This is a genomic window from Amycolatopsis sp. NPDC098790, assembly GCF_044759945.1.
Taxonomy (GTDB): Bacteria; Actinomycetota; Actinomycetes; order Mycobacteriales; family Pseudonocardiaceae; genus Amycolatopsis.
This window is the reverse complement of the sequence record NZ_JBIWAI010000001.1, coordinates 49,044-69,381: the sequence shown is the minus strand read 5'-3', so window position 1 is coordinate 69,381 and position 20,338 is coordinate 49,044. Positions and strand designations below refer to the sequence as shown.

General features: G+C 70.4%; 20 protein-coding genes. 12 read left to right on the top strand and 8 right to left on the bottom strand.

Features of this window, described 5'->3' with window-relative positions; genetic code table 11:
• Positions 1-539 precede the first annotated feature (539 nt).
• Complete coding sequence (locus ACIQWX_RS00360; protein WP_400863551.1) at positions 540-1,436, bottom strand: LysR family transcriptional regulator; 897 nt, start codon at positions 1,434-1,436, stop codon at positions 540-542.
• Positions 1,437-1,498: 62 nt separating this feature from the next.
• Here ACIQWX_RS00360 and ACIQWX_RS00355 point away from each other — a divergent pair, with 62 nt between their 5' ends.
• Positions 1,499-2,686 carry an MFS transporter gene (locus ACIQWX_RS00355; protein WP_400863549.1) on the top strand — a complete coding sequence of 396 codons (1,188 nt, stop codon included), beginning with the start codon at positions 1,499-1,501 and terminating at the stop codon, positions 2,684-2,686.
• Positions 2,687-3,212: 526 nt separating this feature from the next.
• Here the strand turns inward: ACIQWX_RS00355 and ACIQWX_RS00350 are convergent.
• Positions 3,213-3,857 carry an O-methyltransferase gene (locus ACIQWX_RS00350; protein WP_400863546.1) on the bottom strand — a complete coding sequence of 215 codons (645 nt, stop codon included), beginning with the start codon at positions 3,855-3,857 and terminating at the stop codon, positions 3,213-3,215.
• A gap of 209 nt (positions 3,858-4,066) precedes the next feature.
• On the opposite strand from ACIQWX_RS00350, the gene sigE reads away from it, so the two are divergent.
• From sigE to ACIQWX_RS00325, 5 genes are all read left to right on the top strand, one after another.
• Entirely contained in the window at positions 4,067-4,666 is a 600-nt protein-coding gene (gene sigE / locus ACIQWX_RS00345; RefSeq protein ID WP_208608424.1) for an RNA polymerase sigma factor SigE, read from the top strand.
• Positions 4,663-5,310 (top strand): anti-sigma factor family protein, encoded by a 648-nt coding sequence (locus ACIQWX_RS00340; RefSeq protein ID WP_400863543.1) that lies wholly within the window; start codon positions 4,663-4,665, stop codon positions 5,308-5,310. Before sigE ends, ACIQWX_RS00340 begins: the two co-directional genes overlap by 4 nt.
• A gap of 376 nt (positions 5,311-5,686) precedes the next feature.
• Positions 5,687-7,192: a trypsin-like peptidase domain-containing protein gene (locus ACIQWX_RS00335; protein WP_400863540.1), complete on the top strand. Its 1,506-nt coding sequence runs from the start codon at positions 5,687-5,689 to the stop codon at positions 7,190-7,192.
• Positions 7,193-7,269: 77 nt separating this feature from the next.
• A complete protein-coding gene (tatB, locus tag ACIQWX_RS00330; RefSeq protein WP_400863537.1) occupies positions 7,270-7,704 on the top strand; it encodes a Sec-independent protein translocase protein TatB in 435 nt (144 codons plus the stop codon).
• Positions 7,705-7,867: 163 nt separating this feature from the next.
• A complete protein-coding gene (locus ACIQWX_RS00325) occupies positions 7,868-8,926 on the top strand; it encodes a hypothetical protein (RefSeq protein ID WP_400863535.1) in 1,059 nt (352 codons plus the stop codon).
• A gap of 4 nt (positions 8,927-8,930) precedes the next feature.
• Here ACIQWX_RS00325 and ACIQWX_RS00320 read toward each other — a convergent pair whose 3' ends face one another.
• From ACIQWX_RS00320 to ACIQWX_RS00305, 4 genes are read right to left on the bottom strand one after another with little or no spacing between them, the layout of a single operon-like run.
• The gene (locus ACIQWX_RS00320; RefSeq protein WP_400863533.1) at positions 8,931-10,076 is read right to left on the bottom strand and encodes an Mrp/NBP35 family ATP-binding protein; all 1,146 of its coding nucleotides are present in this window, start codon (positions 10,074-10,076) and stop codon (positions 8,931-8,933) included.
• A gap of 10 nt (positions 10,077-10,086) precedes the next feature.
• A complete protein-coding gene (locus ACIQWX_RS00315; RefSeq protein ID WP_400863531.1) occupies positions 10,087-10,587 on the bottom strand; it encodes a DUF1003 domain-containing protein in 501 nt (166 codons plus the stop codon).
• Positions 10,580-11,857: a magnesium transporter MgtE N-terminal domain-containing protein gene (locus ACIQWX_RS00310; protein WP_400863529.1), complete on the bottom strand. Its 1,278-nt coding sequence runs from the start codon at positions 11,855-11,857 to the stop codon at positions 10,580-10,582. The genes ACIQWX_RS00315 and ACIQWX_RS00310 overlap by 8 nt, the downstream gene beginning before the upstream one ends.
• 10 nt (positions 11,858-11,867) lie before the next feature.
• Complete coding sequence (locus ACIQWX_RS00305; RefSeq protein WP_400863527.1) at positions 11,868-12,776, bottom strand: aminoglycoside phosphotransferase family protein; 909 nt, start codon at positions 12,774-12,776, stop codon at positions 11,868-11,870.
• 97 nt (positions 12,777-12,873) lie between these two features.
• Here ACIQWX_RS00305 and ACIQWX_RS00300 point away from each other — a divergent pair, with 97 nt between their 5' ends.
• A complete protein-coding gene (locus ACIQWX_RS00300; RefSeq protein ID WP_400863524.1) occupies positions 12,874-13,761 on the top strand; it encodes an SPFH domain-containing protein in 888 nt (295 codons plus the stop codon).
• Here the strand turns inward: ACIQWX_RS00300 and ACIQWX_RS00295 are convergent.
• The gene (locus ACIQWX_RS00295; RefSeq protein WP_400863522.1) at positions 13,758-14,318 is read right to left on the bottom strand and encodes a DUF4190 domain-containing protein; all 561 of its coding nucleotides are present in this window, start codon (positions 14,316-14,318) and stop codon (positions 13,758-13,760) included. The genes ACIQWX_RS00300 and ACIQWX_RS00295 overlap by 4 nt on opposite strands.
• Positions 14,315-14,710 carry a DUF4190 domain-containing protein gene (locus tag ACIQWX_RS00290; RefSeq protein ID WP_400863519.1) on the bottom strand — a complete coding sequence of 132 codons (396 nt, stop codon included), beginning with the start codon at positions 14,708-14,710 and terminating at the stop codon, positions 14,315-14,317. The genes ACIQWX_RS00295 and ACIQWX_RS00290 overlap by 4 nt, the downstream gene beginning before the upstream one ends.
• A 133-nt stretch (positions 14,711-14,843) precedes the next feature.
• On the opposite strand from ACIQWX_RS00290, the gene ACIQWX_RS00285 reads away from it, so the two are divergent.
• From ACIQWX_RS00285 to ACIQWX_RS00265, 5 genes are all read left to right on the top strand, one after another.
• Positions 14,844-16,040 (top strand): acyl-CoA dehydrogenase family protein, encoded by a 1,197-nt coding sequence (locus ACIQWX_RS00285; protein ID WP_400863516.1) that lies wholly within the window; start codon positions 14,844-14,846, stop codon positions 16,038-16,040.
• Positions 16,041-16,446: 406 nt separating this feature from the next.
• Positions 16,447-16,971, top strand: coding sequence for a general stress protein (locus ACIQWX_RS00280; protein WP_400863513.1), 525 nt, complete (start codon positions 16,447-16,449; stop codon positions 16,969-16,971).
• Positions 16,972-17,214: 243 nt separating this feature from the next.
• Positions 17,215-18,537, top strand: a complete 1,323-nt coding sequence (locus ACIQWX_RS00275; protein WP_400863511.1) for an ABC transporter substrate-binding protein — start codon at positions 17,215-17,217, stop codon at positions 18,535-18,537.
• Positions 18,534-19,499 (top strand): carbohydrate ABC transporter permease, encoded by a 966-nt coding sequence (locus tag ACIQWX_RS00270; protein WP_400863508.1) that lies wholly within the window; start codon positions 18,534-18,536, stop codon positions 19,497-19,499. Before ACIQWX_RS00275 ends, ACIQWX_RS00270 begins: the two co-directional genes overlap by 4 nt.
• The gene (locus tag ACIQWX_RS00265; RefSeq protein ID WP_372672243.1) at positions 19,499-20,338 is read left to right on the top strand and encodes a carbohydrate ABC transporter permease; all 840 of its coding nucleotides are present in this window, start codon (positions 19,499-19,501) and stop codon (positions 20,336-20,338) included. The genes ACIQWX_RS00270 and ACIQWX_RS00265 overlap by 1 nt, the downstream gene beginning before the upstream one ends.

Genomic DNA, 20,338 nt, shown 5'->3' with positions numbered 1-20,338 from the left:
GCCCGCATCCGAAGTTGGTGCAACACAACGGTTTCTTCCGGGCGCTTTGCCTGCTTCCGCGGTGGTACTGGTACAGCCACCCGCCGGCGACCTGCACAAATCCGGCGACCGAGCCTTGCTTTTTCGACCTGGACAAAACGATCGTCGCCTGGTCGAGTGCGTTGCCGCTTCGACCCGCTTCCGCAAGCAGCTTCGCTGGGTTGAGAGGGTTGTCCACAAGTCGGTTGGGCTGTGGACAACTGGCCCTTCAGGGCCGGTGTTGTCGGTGGGGGCCGATAGACTGGAGCAGGGACGCCCCCCAGGGTTGGGCGGGGGCTTGTCCGGCGGCGGCGCCTGGTGGCTCAGCTCTCGGCAGCGGTCGCCGGCACGCAATGGCGGGACCTGGCCGTGCCGGGGCGCTGCAGAGGTCGGGCAGGTCGGCCCGAACGTCATGAACGACTCTTTCACTTCGTCCGACGTGGTGAACGAGTCGTTCACCTCATCGGCGTGGCCAGACGTCCGCGCAGCACGCCGGCCCCATCGAGCCCGGCTCCGGTGGCTCAGCCCTCGGTCGCCAGCACGTGGTCGCGAAAGCCCGCCACCGCCGGGGTCATCGGCTCGTCCGCCCGCCAAACCAACCCGATCGTCCGAAATGGCCGCGGCTCCAGCGGCACCTCCGCCACCCCCGCCGGCGTCCCCGGGCCGAACCTCGGCAGCAGCGCCACCCCCAACCCCGCCGCCACCAGGCCGCGCACCGTGTCCGACTCCTGCCCCTCGAACGCGATCCGCGGCGTGAAACCCGCCGCCGCGCACAGCTCGTCCGTCAGCGTCCGGACCCCGTACCCCTGCTCCAGCAGCACGAACTCCTCCGCCGCCAGCTCCGCCACGCGCACCGAGCGTCGCCCGGCCAGGTGGTGACCTGCCGGGACCGACAGCAGGATCTCCTCGTCCACCAGCCCCGCCGACGCCAGCGACGGCACCGACGGCAGCGGCGCCACCAGCGCCAAGTCCAGCTCGCCACCCGCCAGCCTGCCGACCATCTCCTGCCGCGAGCCCTGGACCAGCGTGAACCGCACCCCCGGGAACCGCGCCCGGTAGCCGCGCAGCAGCGAAGGCACCAGCGACCGCCCGAGCAAGTGCAGGAAGCCCAGCACCACGTGCCCCGACTCCGGTGCCACCTCCTCGCGCGCCAGCCGGACGCCGCTCTCCACCGCCGCCAAACCGCGTTCGGCCGCCTCCGCCAGCAGTTCCGCCGCGCGCGTGAGCCGGATGCCGCGGCCGTCCGGGACCGTCAGCGGCGCTCCCAGCGCGTCGGCCAGCGCCGCGAGACGGCGGCTCACCGTCGGCTGCGGAACGCCCAGCAGCTCGGCCGCGCGTGTGACGTTCCTCGTCTCTCGCAGCGCGGCCAGCAACGGCAGGTGCGGCGCCACCTGCGCCGTTAGCAAGTCATACGTCACCGCATTGATCCTGCCAGATCAGCGCATTGGACGTATTGGTTAGCGTTACTTACTTTCGGAACGTGACCTCCACGCGCCGAGTCAAGACCGCCGTAGCCGCGGCCGGGATCTCCTCCTTCGCCCTGCTCTACGCGCCGCAGCCGGTGCTGCCCCAGCTCGCCGCGCAGTACCACCTCGACCCCGGTGGCGCGGCGCTCGCGGTCAGCGTCGCGACCGGCGCGCTCGCCGTCGCCGTCCTGCCGATCGCCGCGCTGTCGGAGGTCGTCGGCCGGCGGCCGGTGATCGTGACGTCGGTGATCGCGTCGGTCGTCTTCGGGCTGCTGCTGCCGCTGATGCCGACGTACCCGGCGCTGCTCGTCCTGCGCGCGCTGCAGGGCGTCGCGATCGCGGGCTTCCCCGGCGTCGCGGCGGCGTACCTGGCCGAACGGCTCGGCCGCGCGGGCGTCGCGGCGGCCGTCGGCGCGATGATCGCGGGCAACACGATCGGCGGCATGCTCGGCAGGCTGGCCAGCGGGTTCACTGCCGGACCGCTGGGCTGGCGCGGCGCGCTGTACGTCGTCGCGGGGGTGGGCGCGATCTGCTCGGCGATCACCGTCGTGACGCTGCCGCCGGGCACCCGCCCCCGCGGCGACGCGCAGCTTCGCGCCGTCGCGAAAGGCCTGGTCACGGCGTTGAGCAAGCCGGTCCTGCTGGCCCAGTACGCGGTCGCGCTGCTGGCGATGGGCTCGTTCGTCGCGCTCTACAACGCGGCCGGGTTCCGGCTGACGGGCGACCCGCTGGACCTGTCGCCGGCGATCGCGTCCCTGGTGTTCCTGGCGTACGCGACGGGCTCGGTGTCCTCGGCGGCGGCCGGACGGCTGGTGGCCCGCGTCGGTCGCCGCCGCGCGCTGATCGGCGCGCTGCTGCTGACGGCCGTCGGCGCGGCACTGACGTTGCCGGACTCGTTGCCGCTGGTGATCGCGGGATTCTTGGTCCTGACGTGCGCGTTCTTCGCGGCGCACGCGGTGGCGAACGGCTGGGCGGCGGCGGACGCGTCGGAGGACGCGCGCGGCCAGGTGGGCGGCATGTACACGGCGACGTACTACTTGGGCAGCAGCGTCGGCGGCGCGGCTGGAGCGTGGGTGTACGGCCACGCGGGCTGGCCGTGGCTGATCGCGCTGGTGGCGGCGTGGCTGCTCCTGGCAGCGGCCGCGGTCGGCGTGGGGACGCGGGCCCGCGAAGAGCGTCGCGAGCTGGTGAACGCCGCCTAAGGAAGGGGCGGTAGGCGCGCCTTCGTGGCCATCCGCAACGGCCGGCGGCGGACTTACAGAAGCCGCAGCCCCACAGTTGTGCGCCCACCCCGCATGACCAAGACAGACAGCCCGCACCATTTCCGGCAGGGCCCCGGCAAAGTCGCTCAACTCAACGGTCCCGGCGCCGCGGCCAACCGACCTACGCCCGCTCGAAAATTTTCGCCGGGTCCTGAGCGACGCGATCCAGCCGGGCAGTCGGGACTCGAAGGTCGCGAATGTCGCATTCGGGACGTGGAAGGTCCCGAATGCGACATTCGCGGCATCGCCGCGGCCTCCGGGCCTCGAGGACGAGCGTCGTTCGGCTTGAAGCGCGAGCTGAAGGGGCCTTTTCAGTGCGCCCTGAGCAGAGACAGGGAACGAGCACGCGCGACTTTGCCCCCACCCTTCCCGGGGGGCGTCCCCGATCCAGTCTATCGGCCCCCACCGACGAACCAGCCCGCCCGAGCCCAGTTGTCCACAGGCGCAGCAACCTGTGGACAACTGCTCAAACAGCCGCCGCGACCAGCAGTCCGCCGCCCACCGGGAGCAGCGCCGGGACCAGCCGTTCGTCCTCCCGGAAAGCCCGCGCCACCTCGCGCAGCGCCAGCGTCTCCGGATCCCGGTGCGACGGGTCGATCACGCGTCCACCAGCCAAAACGTTGTGGAACGCGATGATCCCGCCCCGCCGCAGCAGCGACACCCCCAGCTCGTAGCACCCCGGGTACTCGATGTGCGCCGAATCGACGAACACCAGGTCGTACCCGCCCGGCGTGAGCCGCTGCAGCACGTCCAGCGCCCGCCCGATGATCAGCCGCGTGCGGCCCGGTGCGTAGCCGGCCTCGCGGAACGTCGCGCGCGCCGCACGCTGGTACTCCGGCTCGACGTCGATCGAGGTCAGGATGCCGTCGGGGGCCATGCCGCGCAGCAGGTTCAGCCCGCTCACCCCGGCCCCCGTGCCGACCTCGACGACCGCCTTCGCGCACAGCGTCGCGGCCAGGAAGCGCAAGGTCGCACCCGCACCCGCGCTGAGCGGGGTGCAGCCCAGGTCCTCGGCCCGCGCCCGGGCCGTGGACAGCACCTCGTCGTCGGGCAGGTACCCGTCGACGAACCCGGAATCGGCCGGTGCGGCCGCAGGGGTGGGCGTGTTCACGCACGGAGGTTAGCGTTGGTTGTCGATAAATCCGCGCAGGCTCCCTGGTAAGCACCCGGGGAGAAGTTCTCAGCCTGCTCTCAGTCCAGTCTCACTAGAACCATAAGGAGTCCGGACAGACTCAGTGAGGAACACGGGAACACCGTGCCGACGACCCGCGTTGGGTGGAGCAGACAGGAGTTACGCAGATGGAGGTGCCTGCTCCCGCGATGCAGAACGCCGTTGCCGAAAACGACGCCGACGCGGCTCAGCCCGTGTCCCTGGACGAGGCTGTCTGGACGCCGCCGTCCTGGGACGAGGTCGTCCGCGAGCACAGCGACCGGGTCTACCGGCTCGCCTACCGCCTGACCGGCAACACGCACGACGCCGAGGACCTCACCCAGGAGACCTTCATCCGGGTCTTCCGGTCGCTGGCGTCCTACAAGCCCGGCACGTTCGAGGGCTGGCTGCACCGGATCACCACCAACCTGTTCCTCGACATGGCCCGCCGCCGCTCGCGCGTGCGGATGGAAGGCCTGCCGGAGGACACCGACCGCATCGTGGGCGACGACCCGAGCCCCGAACAGGTCTTCTCCGACACCCACCTGGACCCGGACCTGCAGGCGGCGCTCGACGAGCTGCCCCCGGAGTTCCGCGCCGCCGTCGTGCTGTGCGACGTCGAGGGGCTGTCGTACGAGGAGATCGGCGCGACGCTCGGCGTCAAGCTGGGCACCGTCCGCAGCCGCATCCACCGCGGGCGCCAGGCGCTGCGGGCGTCGCTCGAGCGCCGGCGCGCTTACGCACCGGAGTCTGCGAAGGTGTCGGTATGACCGCACCGCGAGGCTGGGGACTCCCCGAGTCGCACCTGATGCCGGACGCCGTGGTGGCGTTCGTCGACGGAGAGCTGTCCCACGGCGCCCGCGACCGCGCGGCGTCGCACATCACGCGCTGCGCGGCGTGCGCCGCCGAGGTGCGCGCCCAGCGCCAGACGGTGGAGGCGATCCGCCGTGCGTCGGCGCCGTCGATGTCGGCGGGGTTCCTGGCGAGCCTGCAGTCGATCCCGCAGCACACGGAGCTCCCGAGCACACCGGACAACCTGGCGATCACGGCCGACGGCCAGCTGGTCGCGGTCCAGCGCCCGGACCGGGTGGCGGGGCTGCGCGACACGGGCGTGCTGGGCGGTGTGGCGCCGTTGGGATCATCGGCGCCGCTGGGCCAGTCCCCGAACGTGGTGGGCGGGTTCAAGCGCCGCGCCGCGCAGGGGGCAGGCGTGGTGGTGTCGGGCCTGGTGCTGAGCGCGCTGGCCCTGGTCGGGACGACGGCGGACAGCGGTGACGGCGCCCCGGAGACCGGCGGAGGGGCGCCGCAGCAGGCGAACCTGCTGCCGGCCCAGATGGCGGTGCCGCAGCCGGTGGTGCCGACGTCGACCCCGGTCAGCACGACGCCGGTCGCGGTGCCCGCGGGTATTCGCTGAGACTTTGTTCCCACGAAGGCCGTCATGAGGGATTCCTCGTGGCGGCCTTCGGCATGCGTGGTGGCGGATCTCGAAGCCGCCCTGCCGCCGGGCGACCCCCGCCCTGCCGCCGGGCGACCCCCGCCCTGCCGCCGGGCGACCCCCGCCCTGCCGCCAGGCGACCCCCGCCCTTCCCTGGGGGGCTGCCCCGGCTCCAGTCTATCGGTGGGTACCGACGAAACCGGCCCGCAGCCGACCTGAGCCGCCGGGCTGTCCACATTGCGCCCAGCCTGTGGACAGATCCCAAGCAACAGCCATTTCACCGGCGGACCGGCAGACTCGGAGCACTGGCTTTGGGTATCGTCACGCCCAGCCACCTGATCTTCTGCACCGGGGAATGATGACCGAGCCGAACGTGAATCCCGAGCGCGATGGCGAGCGGCTGGGGCCGCGGCCGCTCGCGCGCCCTGCCGTCGATCCCGCTCAGGCCGCCGTCTTCGGCAGGCCCACCGGGGTCGATGGCGCGTTCGACAAGCTCTACACCCCGCAGCGGCCCAACGGCGTCAGTCTCGCGCCGCCCGCTCCCGAGTCGCTGGCCGAGGCCTTCCGGCGGCCGCCCGGGGCCGAAGGCGTCCTGCTCGAACGGCCGCGGGAAGCCACCGGGGACCCGAAAGAGCCGGATCCGCCCCTCTGGAACAGCACCAGCGACCCCTGGCGCGATCCCGGCGCCGGAGCCGTCCTCGCCGGGCCCGCGATGCCCGCCGAAGACGAGGAAAAGCCCGCGAAACGCCCACCCGGCGCGCTGCTCAGCCTGCCCGAGGTGCTCTTCGGCCGCCGCGTGCAGCCGAAGGCGCTCGCGCTGCTCGGCGTCGTCGCGCTGCTCGTCGGGGCCGTCGGCGGGCTCGTCGGGTGGTGGGTCGCCGACACCGGGAACGAGCTCACCGGCTCCGCCACCATCTCCGAAGCCGAGGCCGCCAAGGAACGCCCCGCCGGCTCGGTCGCCGAAATCGCCAAGCGCGTCGCGCCCGCCGTCGTCTCGCTCGAGGTCTACAAGCCCGGCGCCGACTCGGGGGAGCAGGGCTCCGGCGTCATGATCGACCCGCAGGGCTACATCCTCACCAACGAGCACGTCATCTCGTCCGCGAGCGCCGACCCGGGCGTCAAGGTCACCGCCATCTTCATCGACGGCACCCGCACCGAGGCCAAGCTCGTCGGCTCCGACCAGAAGACCGACCTCGCCGTCGTCAAGGTCAACGTCACCAACCCGACCGTCCTGCAGATCGGCAAGTCCGCGGACCTGCAGGTCGGCGACACCGTGATGGCGATCGGCTCGCCGCTGGCGCTGCAGAACTCCGTGACCGCCGGCATCGTCAGCGCGCTCAACCGGCCGATCACCGCGGGCGGCGACAACGGCGCCCCGCCGGTCACCTACGAAGCCATCCAGACCGACGCCGCCATCAACCACGGCAACTCGGGCGGCGCGCTCGTCGACGCCACCGGCGCGCTCGTCGGGATCAACTCCTCGATCCGCTCCTCCGGCGCCGACGGCGGCAGCATCGGCATCGGCTTCGCCATCCCGAGCGACTACGCGATCAAGATCGCGAAGGCGCTGATCAAGGACGGCAAGGTCCAGCACGCCGACATCGGCATCAACGCGTCGTCGACGGTCGCCGGCTCCTCGACCATGGGCGCCCAGGTGAAGAACGTCGCCCCCGGCGGCCCGGCCGCGAACGCCGGCATCAAGGAGGGCGACGTCATCACGAAGATCGGCGGCCGCCTGGTGCGCGACTCGGCCGAGATGACGGTCGCCGTCCGCGCCCACGACGTCGGCGAGGTGGTGCCGGTGCAGCTGGTCCGCGACGGCGCGAGCTTCGTCGTCGACGTAACCCTGGCTTCCGACTGAGTTCCCGCGTTCGGCCTGCCGGAGCGCGGGCCGGGGCGGGTACCCTGGGCGGGTAGGTTCCGAGCGGAGGTAGACGGGTGTTCGACAGTGTCGGATGGGGGGAAATCCTCGTCCTCATCATCGCCGGTCTCTTCATCCTCGGCCCGGAACGGCTCCCCGAAGCGGCGTCCTGGATGGCGAAGAGCGTGAAGAAGGTCCGCGACTTCGCGACGGGTGCGAGGGAACAGCTCCGCGAGGAGATGGGGCCGGAGTTCGACCAGCTGCGCAAGCCCCTCGAAGACCTGCGCGGGCTGCGCAACTTCGACCCGAAGCGAGTGGTGACGCAGCACCTGTTCGACGGCGACGCGGACCCGCTCGGCATCAAGGGCATCACGAACGGCAGCCCGAACCTGGGCGGTGCCAACGGTTCGAACGGGACGAACGGCTCGAACGGGCACCCGGTGGGCCAGACGCAGACGCCGGAGCCGCTGAAGCCGGGCGAGCGTCCGCCGATCGACCCGGACGCCACGTAGTCTCGGCGGTTGTCCCCAGCCCGGCCGCAATGTGGACAACTCGGCCGTTCTCGCGCCATTTAGGGATTTCCTGTGTGCCGCCCCCGATAAAATCGACGTGGGGCCGGACCCCCGGAGAGGGCGGGGGCTGCTTTCTGCGCCCCGGCCGACAACTGGGGGGACGATGAAACTCGGATCGTTGTGCTGCGCACTGCTCGCGGCGGGCCTGCTGGCCTCAGGCCAAACCGCGGCCGCCGCCGATACCACCGCCGCCTGTAGCTGGAAGCCGACCGCGCTGACCGCCGGGACCTCCGTCAGTGCCAAGGTGACCGCCACCGACGGCAACGGGAACTTCGCCGGCTGGGCGCTTCCCACCGACCAGTTCGGGGACACCGTCCGCGCGGCCTCCTGGACCAACGGCACCTACACCGACCTGGGCACCGCCGGAACGAACGGCGCCGCCGTCACCGCCGAGAACCGCTCCGGCGCCGTCGCCGGGACCGCCTACAGCACGATGTTCGGGTCCGGCTTCATCTTCGAAAAGGCCTTCAAAAGCGCTGGCGGCACCCTCGTCCAGCTGCCCTCCCCGACGTCGAGCCAGCTGCCCGCCGGCTACACGCGCTCCGCCGCCGTCGGCATCACCGGCTCCGGGGACGTCATCGGCGTCGTCCGCAAGCAAGACGGCTCCGGGCTGACCGCCGTCCGGTGGCCCGCCGGCCAACCCGGCACCGTGACGCTGCTGCTCGGCGTACCCAAGGGAGTCGGCGTGGCCGCCGTCGACACCGACGGCTCGATCGCCTTCGCCAACGGCGACCTCTGGCGCGACGGCACCCTGACCCACCTCGGCACCCTGCCCGGCCTGAAGTACGCCTGGCCCGACGCCATGAAGAACGGCCGCGTCGTCGGTTACGGCGTCTACAACGGGAAGAACGTCGGCGTCTACTGGGACCAGCAGCGCGCCGCCCACGTTCTGCCGAAGTCCAGCTACAACCTCTCCAACGGCAACCCGGGGTTCTCGATCAACTCCAGCGGCCTGATCACCGGCCGGCTCGACGAGGCCGACGGCGGCGACGACCTCGCCGGCACCGGCTACGGCGTCTGGGACCAGGGCACCTTCGTCTCGACGTTCGGCGACCTCAAAGCGGATCTGCCCGTGGTCATCGGCGACGACGGCACCGCGGGCGGCTACCGCTACGACTCCGCCACGCGGCACTCGACCGCCTACCTCTGGCGCTGCGAGTAGGAACTCAGCGGCCGGCCGGGGTGACGTTCAGCATCATCCCGGCCAGGCCGCGGGCCTTGACCGTCAGCTTCTTCGCCGCGTCCTTCAGCACCACCGACGCCGGCGCCTCCGGCTCGGTCAGCACCAGCGGCTCGCCCGCGTCGCCCTGGGCGACCATGCGCGGGTCCATCGGGACCTGGCCCAGCAACGGCACTTCCGACCCGATCGACTTCGTCAGCGAGTCGGCCACCGTCTGGCCGCCGCCCGCGCCGAAGAGCTCCAGCCGTGAACCGTCAGCCTGTTCCAGCCACGACATGTTCTCGATGACCCCGGCGACGCGCTGACGCGTCTGCAACGCGATCGCCCCGGCGCGCTCGGCCACCTCGGCCGCCGCCTGCTGGGGGGTCGTCACCACCAGGATCTCCGCGTTCGGGATCAGCTGGGCCACCGAGATCGCGATGTCGCCCGTGCCCGGCGGGAGGTCCAGCAGCAGGATGTCCAGGTCGCCCCAGAAGACGTCCGCCAGGAACTGCTGCAACGCGCGGTGCAGCATCGGCCCGCGCCACACCACCGGCGTGTTGCCCGGGGTGAACATGCCGATCGAGATCACCTTCACGCCGTGGGACTGCGGCGGCATGATCATCGTGTCGACCTTGGTCGGCTTCTCGCGCGCGCCGAGCATGCGGGGGATCGAGTGGCCGTAGATGTCCGCGTCCACGACACCCACCGACAGCCCGCGCGCGGCCATCGCCGCCGCCAGGTTCACCGTCACCGACGACTTGCCGACGCCGCCCTTGCCCGACGCCACGCAGTACACCCGCGTCATCGAGCCCGGCTGCGCGAACGGGATCACCGGCTCGGCCGCGTCGCCGCGCAGGGACTTCCGCAGCTCGGAGCGCTGCTCGTCGCTCATCACGTCCAGCTCGACCCGCACGTCCACCACGCCCGGCAGCTTCGAAACCGCCTCGCGGGTGTCGTTGGTCAGCGTCGCCTTCAGCGGGCAGCCGGCCACCGTCAGGTAGATCCCGACCGTCACGACGCCGTCGTCGGCGACGGCCACGTCCTTGACCATCCCCAGGTCCGTGATGGGTTTCCGGATCTCGGGGTCTTGCACGCTCTTCAGCGCGCTGCGGACGTCGTCGACGCTGGGGAGCTGCTGCGTACTGGTCACCCCGTCCATGTTACGAGCCGGTAGGAGTGCGCGGCTTCCTGGGCTTGACGTCGAGGTCCTCCCGCAGCCGGTCCAGCTCGCTGCGGAGGTAGTCGCGCGTCGCGACCTCGCCGACCGCCAGCCGCAGTGCCGCCAGCTCGCGGGCCAGGTACTCCGTGTCCGCCTTCGTCTGCGACGCCCGGTTCCGGTCCTCCTCCAGGGAGACGCGGTCGCGGTCGTCCTGCCGGTTCTGCGCCAGCAGGATCAGCGGCGCCGCGTACGCCGCCTGGGTCGAAAAGGCCAGGTTGAGCAGGATGAACGGGTACGGGTCCCACCGCAGCGAAAGCGCTGTGAGGTTCAGCACGATCCAGACGATGACGATCAGCGTCTGCCAGAACAGGTACTTCCCGGTGCCCAGGAACCGGGCGATCCGCTCGGTGAACCGGCCGAAGGTGTCCGGGTCGATGTTCAGCCGGAACCGCGCTTGGCTGCGGGGCTGGTCGAGCCGCCGTCCCGAAGTCGGTTCAGGCACGGTCTTCCTCCAAGGTGTCGTGCAGCCCGGTCTCGCGCCAGTCCTCCGGCAGCAGGTGGTCGAGGACGTCGTCGACGGTCACCGCGCCGATCAGGTGGTCCTCGGTGTCGACGACCGGCCCGCAGGTCAGGTTGTAGGCCGCGAAGTACCGCGTGACCTCGGCCAGCGACGCACCCGGTTTCAGCGGCGGCAGCCCGGTGTCGACGGCGCTGGCGACCAGCTCGGCCGGCGGCTCGCGCAGGAGACGCTGGAAGTGGACGACACCGACGTAGCGCCCGGTCGGCGTCGCCGTCGGCGGGCGGCAGACGAACACCATGCTGGCCAGCGCCGGCGGCAGCTCGGCGTTGCGGATGTGGGCCAGCGCCTCGGCGATCGTCGTGTCCGGGGTCAGCACCACCGGCTCCGGCGTCATCAGGCCACCCGCGGTGTCCGACGAGTACTCCAGCAGCCGCTTGACCGGCGCGGACTCCTCCGGCTCCATCAGCTCCAGCAGCCGGCTCTGCTCGGCCGGGGCCAGCTCGGCCAGCAGGTCGGCGGCGTCGTCGGGGTTCATCGCCTCGAGGACGTCGGCCGCGCGCTCCTCGGCCAGGTAAGCCAGCAGCTCCTTCTGGTCGTCGTCCGGCAGCTCCTCGATGACGTCGGCGAGGCGCTCGTCGTCCATCGCGTCGGCGACCTCGTGGCGGCGCTTGAGCGGCAGGTCGCGCACGGTCGCGGCGATGTCGGCCGGGCGCATGGTGTCGAAGAGCATGAGCAGCTGGCCGGCGCCCTGCGGCTGCGCGCCGAGGTCGGCCAGGCCCAGCCCGGCGACCTCCGACCACGGCAGGACCTGCATCGCCGCGCGACGGCGGCCCAGCCCGACGCGCCGTTCGCGGATGGCCAGCTTGGCGAGCACCCAGTCGCGGGTGCGGGTCGGTTCCATCCCGGCGTCGACGACGGTGATTCGCGTGTCCGACCCGGCCAGCGTCGCGTGCGCGTCGAGCAGCTGGCCGAGCACCAGTACCTCGTTGGGGCGCTGGTTGAACTGGCGCATGTTGACCGAGCCGGTCGCGAGCGTCACGGCGCTCGGCTCGATCGCGGTGACGCGCAGCATCGGCACGAAGACCCGGCGCCGGGTGGCCAGCTCGACGACCAGGCCGAGAATCCGCGGCGGCTGGGCGTCGAGGCGCAGTCCGGCGACCAGGTCGCGGACCCGGCCGATGGACTCGCCGTCCGGCCCGAACACCGGCAACCCGGACAGCTGAGCTGCGAAAACCCTGTTGACCGCGGCCATGGGGCTGACACTATCGGCTGGCTGCCCAAGGAGCGATTTCCGCCACTGTGACGAACGCCGGGTCGTCGCTGTCCTCGCCGGATTCGAGGTGCTCTTCGACCATCCAGATCCAGTTCTGCACGGCCCGCACGAGCGTCCACGCGCGCGCCTTGGACGCGTCCAGTTCGTGCGAAGCGACGATCAGCGCGAACCGTTCGTCCAGTGTGGACTCGGTGAACCGGTTCCAGAACAACGGGATCACGCCCCACTCGAGGTCACCGGCGAGCGGCTTCGGGTCGATGACCAGCCACGGCTCGCGCGTGCCCGCCAGGACGTTCTGGAAGTGCAGGTCCTCGTTCACCAGCAGCTCACCCGCCGACGGCCCCAGCTCGCGGCAGATCGCCACGGCGTCGTCGACCAGCCGCTTCTCGAACGGCTCGCCGAGCTCGGCCCAGCGGCGGGGGAGTTCCTCGACCAGCTCCTCGGCTTCGGCGCGCAACCGCCGTCGCATCGACGCCGGCGCGGGGACGGCCAGGCGCCGCGCCAAGCCACCGATGAGCGGGATCGCCGAACGCAGCGGGAGGTCGTCGAGGGTGCGGCCGGCGTCGAGCCGTTCGAGCAGCAGGACGCCGTCGTCCGGCGCGGACTCCAGCAGCAGCACCGCACCCCGGCCGGCCCATGTGGACAGTGCGAGCGGCTCGTCGGCGGATTCTTCGTCGCGCCAGCCCAGTTTCAGCACCACCGGCGTGCCGTCGGGCAGCCGCGCGGGCTGCACCACGCCGACGTACCCGTGCATCGCTTCGCCCTCGAACGCCAGGCCCCACTTCCGCGCGTAGGAGGCGGCGAGGTCCGGCAGGGCTGCCAGCCAAGGGACGGCCTCGGCGCCGAGCACCCGGGGCGCGCGGGCGGCGAACAGCGGCGGGACGCGGAGATCGTTCACCCCCTCAGTCTGGCGGCCGCGTCCAGCGCGTTTCGTCACGGTCGTCACGGGCGTACGCTGGGATTTCAGGGGTAAACGCAGACCCCCGGAGGCAGCCATGCTGGTGGAGATCCTCAGCGCCGTCGTCATCGCGGGTGGAGCCTGGCTCGCGTCGAGCGTGCGCGTCGTCAAGCAGTACGAACGCGGACTGGTCTACCGGTTCGGGCGGGTGCGGTCGCGGGTCGCGGAACCCGGCCTGATGGTGCTCGTGCCGTTCGCGGACCGGCTGCAGAAGGTCAACATGCAGATCGTGACGATGCCGGTGCCCGCCCAGGACGGCATCACCCGCGACAACGTCACGGTCCGGGTCGACGCCGTCGTCTACTTCAAGGTGATCGACCCGGTCGTCGCGGCGGTCAACGTCCAGGACTACCGGTCGGCGGTCGGCCAGGTCGCGCAGACGTCGCTGCGCTCGATCATCGGCAAGAGCGACCTCGACGACCTGCTCTCCAACCGCGAGCGCCTCAACGAGGGCCTGGAGCTGATGATCGACAGCCCGGCGCTGGACTGGGGCATCCACATCGACCGCGTCGAGATCAAGGACGTCGCGCTGCCGGAGGCGATGAAGCGCTCGATGTCGCGCCAAGCCGAGGCGGAGCGGGAACGGCGCGCGCGCGTCATCTCCGCCGACGGTGAGTTGCAGGCGTCGTACAAGCTCTCGAAGGCCGCGGCGCAGATGGCCGACACCCCGGCGGCGCTGCAGCTGCGGCTGCTGGAGACGGTCGTGCAGGTGTCGTCGGAGAAGAACTCGACGCTGGTGCTGCCGTTCCCGGTGGAGCTGCTGCGGTTCCTGGACGCGCAGACGCCCAAGCCCGCGGCCCCCGCGGCCCAGCCGGCGCCGCCGGCCGAGCCGGAACCCGAGGCGGTCGAGGCCAAACCGGAGGCGAACGGCCACGCGACGCCGTCACCGCGCACCCCCGGTGACGCGGTGCTGCCCGCCGACTAGTCGAGCTGGCCGTTCGCGGCCAGGATGATCATCGTCGTGAAGAAGCTGAACCACAGCGCGATCACGACGTAGCCGACGATCACGGCGGCCGTCGCCATCCCCCGGCCGCCGCCTTCGCCGCGGTTCGTCTTGCTCAGCGCGACGTGGCCCATGATCAGCCCCGCGATCGCCGTGATGCCGGAGCAGAGGCCGAGGATCGAGCAGACCAGCGCGCCGATCGCGAGCGCGTTGTCCTGCCGCTGCGGCGGACCCGGCACGTACGGCGGCTGGACGTAGGGTGCCGGGCTGCCGTACGGCTGGCTGTACGCCGGCGGGTACGGCTGGTAGACCGGCTGCCCCGGCGCCGCGTACGGCGTGCCGGGGATGTGCGCGGCCGGGGTTTCGAACGACCCGGGCGGCAGCTCGGGGGCGACCGGCTCCGGCGCCGGCGGCTCGGGAAGCGTGCTGTCGCTCGCCGGCGGGTCGTAGTTCTCCGGCGTGTACGGCGCCGGGTCCGCGGTGGGCGGCGGGTCGTACGACACGGCCGGACGGTCGTCGTCCTTGGCCGGGTCGGTCATCGGAAGAGCTCGTGGGCGAAGCCGAACCCGAAGATGAGGACGACCGCCAGGATGTTGAGGCCGATCCCGATGTACCCCACGATGACCGCCGCCAGCGCGATGCCCTGGCCTTCCGCCTCGCCGCGCTTGGCCTTGCCGAGGGCGATGTGGCCCATCACGATGCCCGCGATCGTCACGAGGACGCAGAGGAAGACGCCGAGGATCGAGCAGACCAGCGCGCCGACAGCGAGACCCGACCCTTCCGGCGGCGGGCCCTGCATGCCGCCGGGGTACTGCGGCGGGTACTGCGGGAAGCCGCCGCTGGGGTACTGCTGGCCGTAACCGGGCTGCTGGTAGCCGCCCGACTGCGGCTGCTGGCCGTACGGGTTGTTCGGGTCCTGCGGATACGTCATGTGCCCTCCCCTGTCGACCAGCACTGTACGACGCGGAGCGTGAGCGCCCTCATAGCAGGGTTGGGGGATTCGGGTCATACTCACCGGTAACCCAGCGCCGGGAGCCGGCGTCGCAATCGGAAAGGGAGCCGTGATGGCCCGTCTCGCCCAGACCGCCGGCCTCACCGACGTCCAGTCGGAGATCCTCGCGACCGTCCGCTCGTTCGTGGACAAGGAGGTCATCCCGCACGCGCAGGAGCTCGAGCACTCCGACACCTACCCGGCGGACATCGTCGAGGGCATGAAGGAGATGGGCCTGTTCGGGATCACGATCCCGGAGGAGTACGGCGGGCTCGGCGAGTCGCTGCTGACCTACGCGCTGGTCGTCGAGGAGATCGCGCGCGGCTGGATGAGCGTGTCCGGCGTGATCAACACGCACTTCATCGTGGCGCACATGATCTCCCGCCACGGCACGGAAGCGCAGAAGCAGCACTTCCTGCCGCGGATGGCGACCGGTGAGATGCGAGGGTCGTTCTCGATGTCGGAGCCGGACCTCGGTTCGGACGTCGCGGCGATCAAGACCCGCGCGCGCCGCGACGGCGACGGTTATGTCATCGACGGTTCCAAGATGTGGCTGACGAACGGCGGTTCGTCCAACCTGATCGCGCTGCTCGTCAAGACCGACGAGGGTGCCGAGAAGGCCCACCAGAACCTGACGACGTTCCTCGTGGAGAAGCCGGAGGGCTTCGGCGAGGTGGCGCCGGGCCTGACCATCCCGGGCAAGATCGACAAGATGGGCTACAAGGGCGTCGACACGACCGAAGCGGTCTTCGACGGCTATCGCATCGGCGCGGACATGGTGCTGGGCGAGGCCCCGGGCCGCGGGTTCGCGTACATGATGGACGGTGTCGAGGTCGGCCGCGTGAACGTCGCGGCGCGGGCGTGCGGCATCGCGATCCGCGCGTTCGAGCTGGCGGTGGAGTACGCCCAGCAGCGCAAGACGTTCGGCAAGGCGATCGCCGAGCACCAGGCCGTGGCGTTCAAGCTGGCCGAGATGGCGACGAAGGTCGAGGCGGCCCACCTGATGATGGTGAACGCGGCCCGGCTCAAGGACTCGGGCGAGCGCAACGACGTCGAGGCGGGGATGGCGAAGCTGATCGCGTCGGAGTACTGCGCGGAGGTCACGCAGGACGCGTTCCGCATCCACGGCGGCTACGGGTACTCGAAGGAGTACGAGATCGAGCGGCTCATGCGCGAGGCGCCGTTCCTGCTGATCGGCGAGGGCACGAGCGAGATCCAGAAGACGATCATCTCCCGCGGGTTGCTGCGCGAGTACAAGTCCCGCGGCTGACGTCTTCCGCCGGCCACAGACGTCTTGAATGAGTCGTTCAGGACCTCCGAGGACCTGAACGACTCATTCAGGACGACTGGTGAGCCGGTCGCCGGCGGCAGAGTTGGCGGTCATCGATTGTCGATACGGCGACAATTCTCGGCCGCCGGGGTAGCGGACGCGCGTCGGGTTTGCGGTGGAGGACAGGGCTTCGGCCAAGCCCGGGCAGGTGCGCCCGGTCGTCGTGGCCTGCCCGAGGTCTTGAATGAGTCATTCAAGACGTGGGAGGTCCTGAATGACTCATTCAAGACCTCCGGACCCGCGGCGGCCGCCGGCGACGACCGGCTCCGGCCTTTCGGGGTAAGCGGCTCGCACGGTCCGGGCGTTCTTGACAAGATGGACGCCCAGACCCACGAGTGCGCAGGTGATGATGGTGAGTAGTCCCTTCGGCGGGAGCCGGGCGCCCGGCAACCTGCCACGGCTGCCGACCCCGCCGTCCGGCTGGCCGATCGGGTCGTACGCGACCTACGGCGAGGCGCAGCAGGCCGTCGACTTCCTCGCGGACAGCGAGTTCTCCGTCAGCGACGTCACGATCGTCGGCGTCGACCTGATGCTCGTCGAACGCGTCATCGGCAAGCTCAGCTGGGGCCGCGTGCTCGGCACCGGTGCCGTCTCCGGCGCCTGGTTCGGCCTCTTCGCCGGGCTGCTGCTCGGCCTGTTCGTCAACCAGGGCTTCGCGCTGCAGCTGCTGACCGGGCTCGTGCTCGGCGTCCTGTCCGGGCTGATGTTCGCCGCCATCGGGTACAGCATGTCGCGCGGGCGGCGGGACTTCTCCTCGGCGAGCCAGCTCGTCGCCGGCCGCTACGACGTCCTGTGCCAGCCGCGCACCGCCGAACAGGGCCGCGAGCTGCTCGCCAAGCTCGCTCTCAAACCACCGCCGGCGACGACCTGAAAAAAGCCGCCATTATCAGGGGAAAATCACAGTTCGAGCTGCAGTGGGCTGAATCGTTACCGATACTGCTTGCGGGGTGTGATCGCCCGGCATAAGTTGTCCGACACCAGTCGGGCGGCCTCGCCCAACCAGCGCGGCGGCCCGAGCACTAGCACGTCGGGGTGCTGGCGCGGTTCGCCTCATCGCGTCGTGGTGCCCGCCGGGCACCGCGGTATCCGGCGTGCACGCGGGTGAGGAGGCCTTATGGGGAAGAGGATCGGCGCGGGCAAACGGGGACGCTCGCCCGGCCGTACCGCGGTCCTGCTGGGGGCAGGGGCTTTGGTGACCGGCATGCTGGCCGGTTGCGGTTCGAGCGGTGGCTTGAAGATCAACGTCTACTACGCACCCGAGGACAGCTTCCAGAAAGTCGTCGACAACTGCAACGCGGCGGCGAACGGGAAGTACGAGATCGTCTACAACAAGCTGCAGCGCGGCGCGGACGACCAGCGCCTGCAGATGGCGAGGCGGCTCGCCGCGGGTGACACCGCGATGGACGTCCTCGGCCTCGACGTGACCTGGGTTTCGGAGTTCGCCGAAGCCGGCTGGGTCGAGGAGTGGAAGGACCAGAGCAAGACGGCCGCCACCGAAGGCGTCCTGCAAGGACCGCTGGAGACGGCGACCTACAACGGGAAGCTCTACGCGGCCACGAAGAACACCAACGTCCAGCTGCTCTGGTACGACGACCGGATCACGCCCACGCCGCCCAAGACGTGGGAAGAGATGATCGCCAAGTCCAAGGAGCTGAAGGCGCAGGGCAAGCCCTACAGCATCGTGTTCACCGGCGCGCAGTACGAAGGCCTCGTCGTCTTCTACAACACGCTCGTGGAGTCGATGGGCGGGCACATCCTGTCCGAGGACGGCAAGAGCGTCGTCCTGGACGACGGCGCGGTGCAGGCGCTCGCGCTGCTGAAGCAGATCGCGTCGTCGGGCATCACCGACCCGTCGCTGACCAACTCGAAGGAGGACGACGTCCGCCAGACGTTCCAGCGCGGCGACGCCGCGTTCGAGCTCAACTGGCCGTTCGTCTACGCCTCCTACGCCAAGGAAAAGCCGCAGGACGTCTCGCACTTCAAGTGGGCCGTCTACCCCGAGGCGAAGGCGGGCACGCCCGCGAAGACGACGATCGGCGGGTACGACCTCGCCGTCAGCTCGCTGTCGCAGCACAAGCCCGAGGCGTTCGAAGCGGCGCTGTGCCTGCGCAACGCGGAGAACCAGAAGTTCTCGGCGATCAACGACGGCGTCCCGCCGACCATCGAATCGGTGTACCACAACGACACGCCGCTCGACCCGTCGAAGCCGGCGAGCGCCGACAACCCGAACATGGCGCTGAAGTACCCGATGCGCGACTCGATCATCGACGCCATCAAGGACTCCGCGGTGCGGCCGCTGACCCCGGCGTACCAGAACATGTCGACCGTGATGTCGAAAGTCCTTTCCCCGCCGGGTGAAATCGACCCGCAGGCCACCGCTTCGAAGCTGCGCGAGCAGCTCAACGACGCTCTCCAGTCGAAGGGAGTGATCCCGTGACCGTCCAGGACCCGACCACGGCGGGAGCCACCGCGGCACCGGAACCCGTGTCGCACACCAAGAAGGGCAAACCCGCCCTCTCCGAAGGGAAGAAGGCCGAACGGCGGCTCGGGCTGTGGCTGTGCGCGCCCGCGTTCGTCGTGATGATCGCGGTCACCGGCTACCCGATCGTCTACTCGATCTGGCTGTCGCTGCAGCGCTACGACCTGCGCTTCCCGGCGCAGCAGGAGTTCGTCGGCTTCGACAACTACGGGGCCGTGCTGTCCAATTCGTACTGGTGGACGGCGTTCGGCACCACGATGTTCCTGACCGTCGTGTCGGTGGCCATCGAGTTCGTGCTCGGCATGGCGCTGGCGCTGATCATGCACCGGACGCTCGTCGGCCGCGGCCTGGTCCGCACGGTCGCCCTGATCCCGTACGGCATCGTCACGGTCGTCGCGGCGTTCTCGTGGTACTACGCGTGGACGCCGAAGACCGGCTACCTGGCCAACTGGCTCGCCGCGGACGCGGCGCCGCTGACCGACCAGTGGCCGTCGATGTTCATCATCATCGGCGCCGAGGTGTGGAAGACCACGCCGTTCATGGCGCTGCTGCTGATGGCCGGCCTCGCGCTGGTGCCGGACGACCTGCTCAAGGCCGCGGCGATGGACGGCGCGAGCGCGTGGCAGCGGTTCACGAAGGTGATGCTGCCGGTGATGAAGCCGGCGATCCTGGTGGCGCTGCTGTTCCGCACGCTCGACGCGTTCCGGATCTTCGACAACATCTACGTGCTCACCGGCGGCGCGCAGGACACCGGCTCGGTGTCCATGCAGACCTACGACAACCTGGTCAAGGGCCTCAACCTCGGGATCGGGTCGACGATGGCGGTGCTGATCTTCATCACCGTGGCGATCATCGCCTTCATCTTCATCAAGGTGTTCGGCACGGCCGCACCTGGCTCGGACGACGGGGGTAAGCGCTGATGGTGATGGGAACCGTCACGACGGGCCGCAAAGTGCGCTGGGGCCTGGTCGACATCCTCGTGCTGGTGTTCGCGCTGGTGCCGGTGCTCTGGGTCGTTTCGCTGTCGTTCAAGACCAAGGACACGCTGACCGACGGGTCGTTCATCCCGCAGTCGTGGACCTGGCAGAACTACGCGGACATCTTCCAGACGTCGGAGTTCCTGCTGGCGCTGGTGAACTCGATCGGCATCGCGATCATCTCGACGCTGATCGCGGTGGTGCTGGGCACGATGGCCGCGTACGCGATCGCGCGGCTGGAGTTCCCCGGCAAGCAGCTGCTCGTCGGGCTCTCGCTGCTGATCGCGATGTTCCCGCAGGTGTCGCTGGTGACGCCGCTGTTCAACATCGAGCGGAACCTGGGCCTCTTCGACACCTGGCCGGGCCTGATCCTGCCGTACATCACGTTCGCCCTGCCGCTGTCGATCTACACGCTGTCGGCGTTCTTCCGGGAAATCCCGTGGGAGCTGGAAAAGGCGGCGAAGATGGACGGCGCGACGCCGGCCCAGGCCTTCCGGCGGGTGATCGCGCCGCTGGCCGCGCCGGGCGTGTTCACCACCGCGATCCTGGTGTTCATCTTCTGCTGGAACGACTTCCTGTTCGCCATCTCGCTGACGTCGACCACGGCGTCGCGCACGGTGCCGGCGGCGCTGTCGTTCTTCACCGGGTCTTCGCAGTTCGAAGACCCGACGGGGCAGGTGAGCGCGGCCGCGGTCGTCATCACCATCCCGATCATTGTGTTCGTGTTGTTCTTCCAGCGTCGCATCGTGGCGGGGCTGACCTCCGGTGCGGTGAAGGGGTAG

Coding starts and splice junctions, on each gene's coding strand:
- sigE (WP_208608424.1), top strand. CDS start 4,067: ATGCAGAACGCCGTTGCCGAAAACGACGCCGACGCGGCTCAGCCCGTG.
- ACIQWX_RS00340 (WP_400863543.1), top strand. CDS start 4,663: ATGACCGCACCGCGAGGCTGGGGACTCCCCGAGTCGCACCTGATGCCG.
- ACIQWX_RS00335 (WP_400863540.1), top strand. CDS start 5,687: ATGATGACCGAGCCGAACGTGAATCCCGAGCGCGATGGCGAGCGGCTG.
- ACIQWX_RS00325 (WP_400863535.1), top strand. CDS start 7,868: ATGAAACTCGGATCGTTGTGCTGCGCACTGCTCGCGGCGGGCCTGCTG.
- ACIQWX_RS00310 (WP_400863529.1), bottom strand. CDS start 11,857: ATGGCCGCGGTCAACAGGGTTTTCGCAGCTCAGCTGTCCGGGTTGCCG.
- ACIQWX_RS00300 (WP_400863524.1), top strand. CDS start 12,874: ATGCTGGTGGAGATCCTCAGCGCCGTCGTCATCGCGGGTGGAGCCTGG.
- ACIQWX_RS00295 (WP_400863522.1), bottom strand. CDS start 14,318: ATGACCGACCCGGCCAAGGACGACGACCGTCCGGCCGTGTCGTACGAC.
- ACIQWX_RS00290 (WP_400863519.1), bottom strand. CDS start 14,710: ATGACGTATCCGCAGGACCCGAACAACCCGTACGGCCAGCAGCCGCAG.
- ACIQWX_RS00285 (WP_400863516.1), top strand. CDS start 14,844: ATGGCCCGTCTCGCCCAGACCGCCGGCCTCACCGACGTCCAGTCGGAG.
- ACIQWX_RS00280 (WP_400863513.1), top strand. CDS start 16,447: ATGATGGTGAGTAGTCCCTTCGGCGGGAGCCGGGCGCCCGGCAACCTG.
- ACIQWX_RS00275 (WP_400863511.1), top strand. CDS start 17,215: ATGGGGAAGAGGATCGGCGCGGGCAAACGGGGACGCTCGCCCGGCCGT.
- ACIQWX_RS00265 (WP_372672243.1), top strand. CDS start 19,499: ATGGTGATGGGAACCGTCACGACGGGCCGCAAAGTGCGCTGGGGCCTG.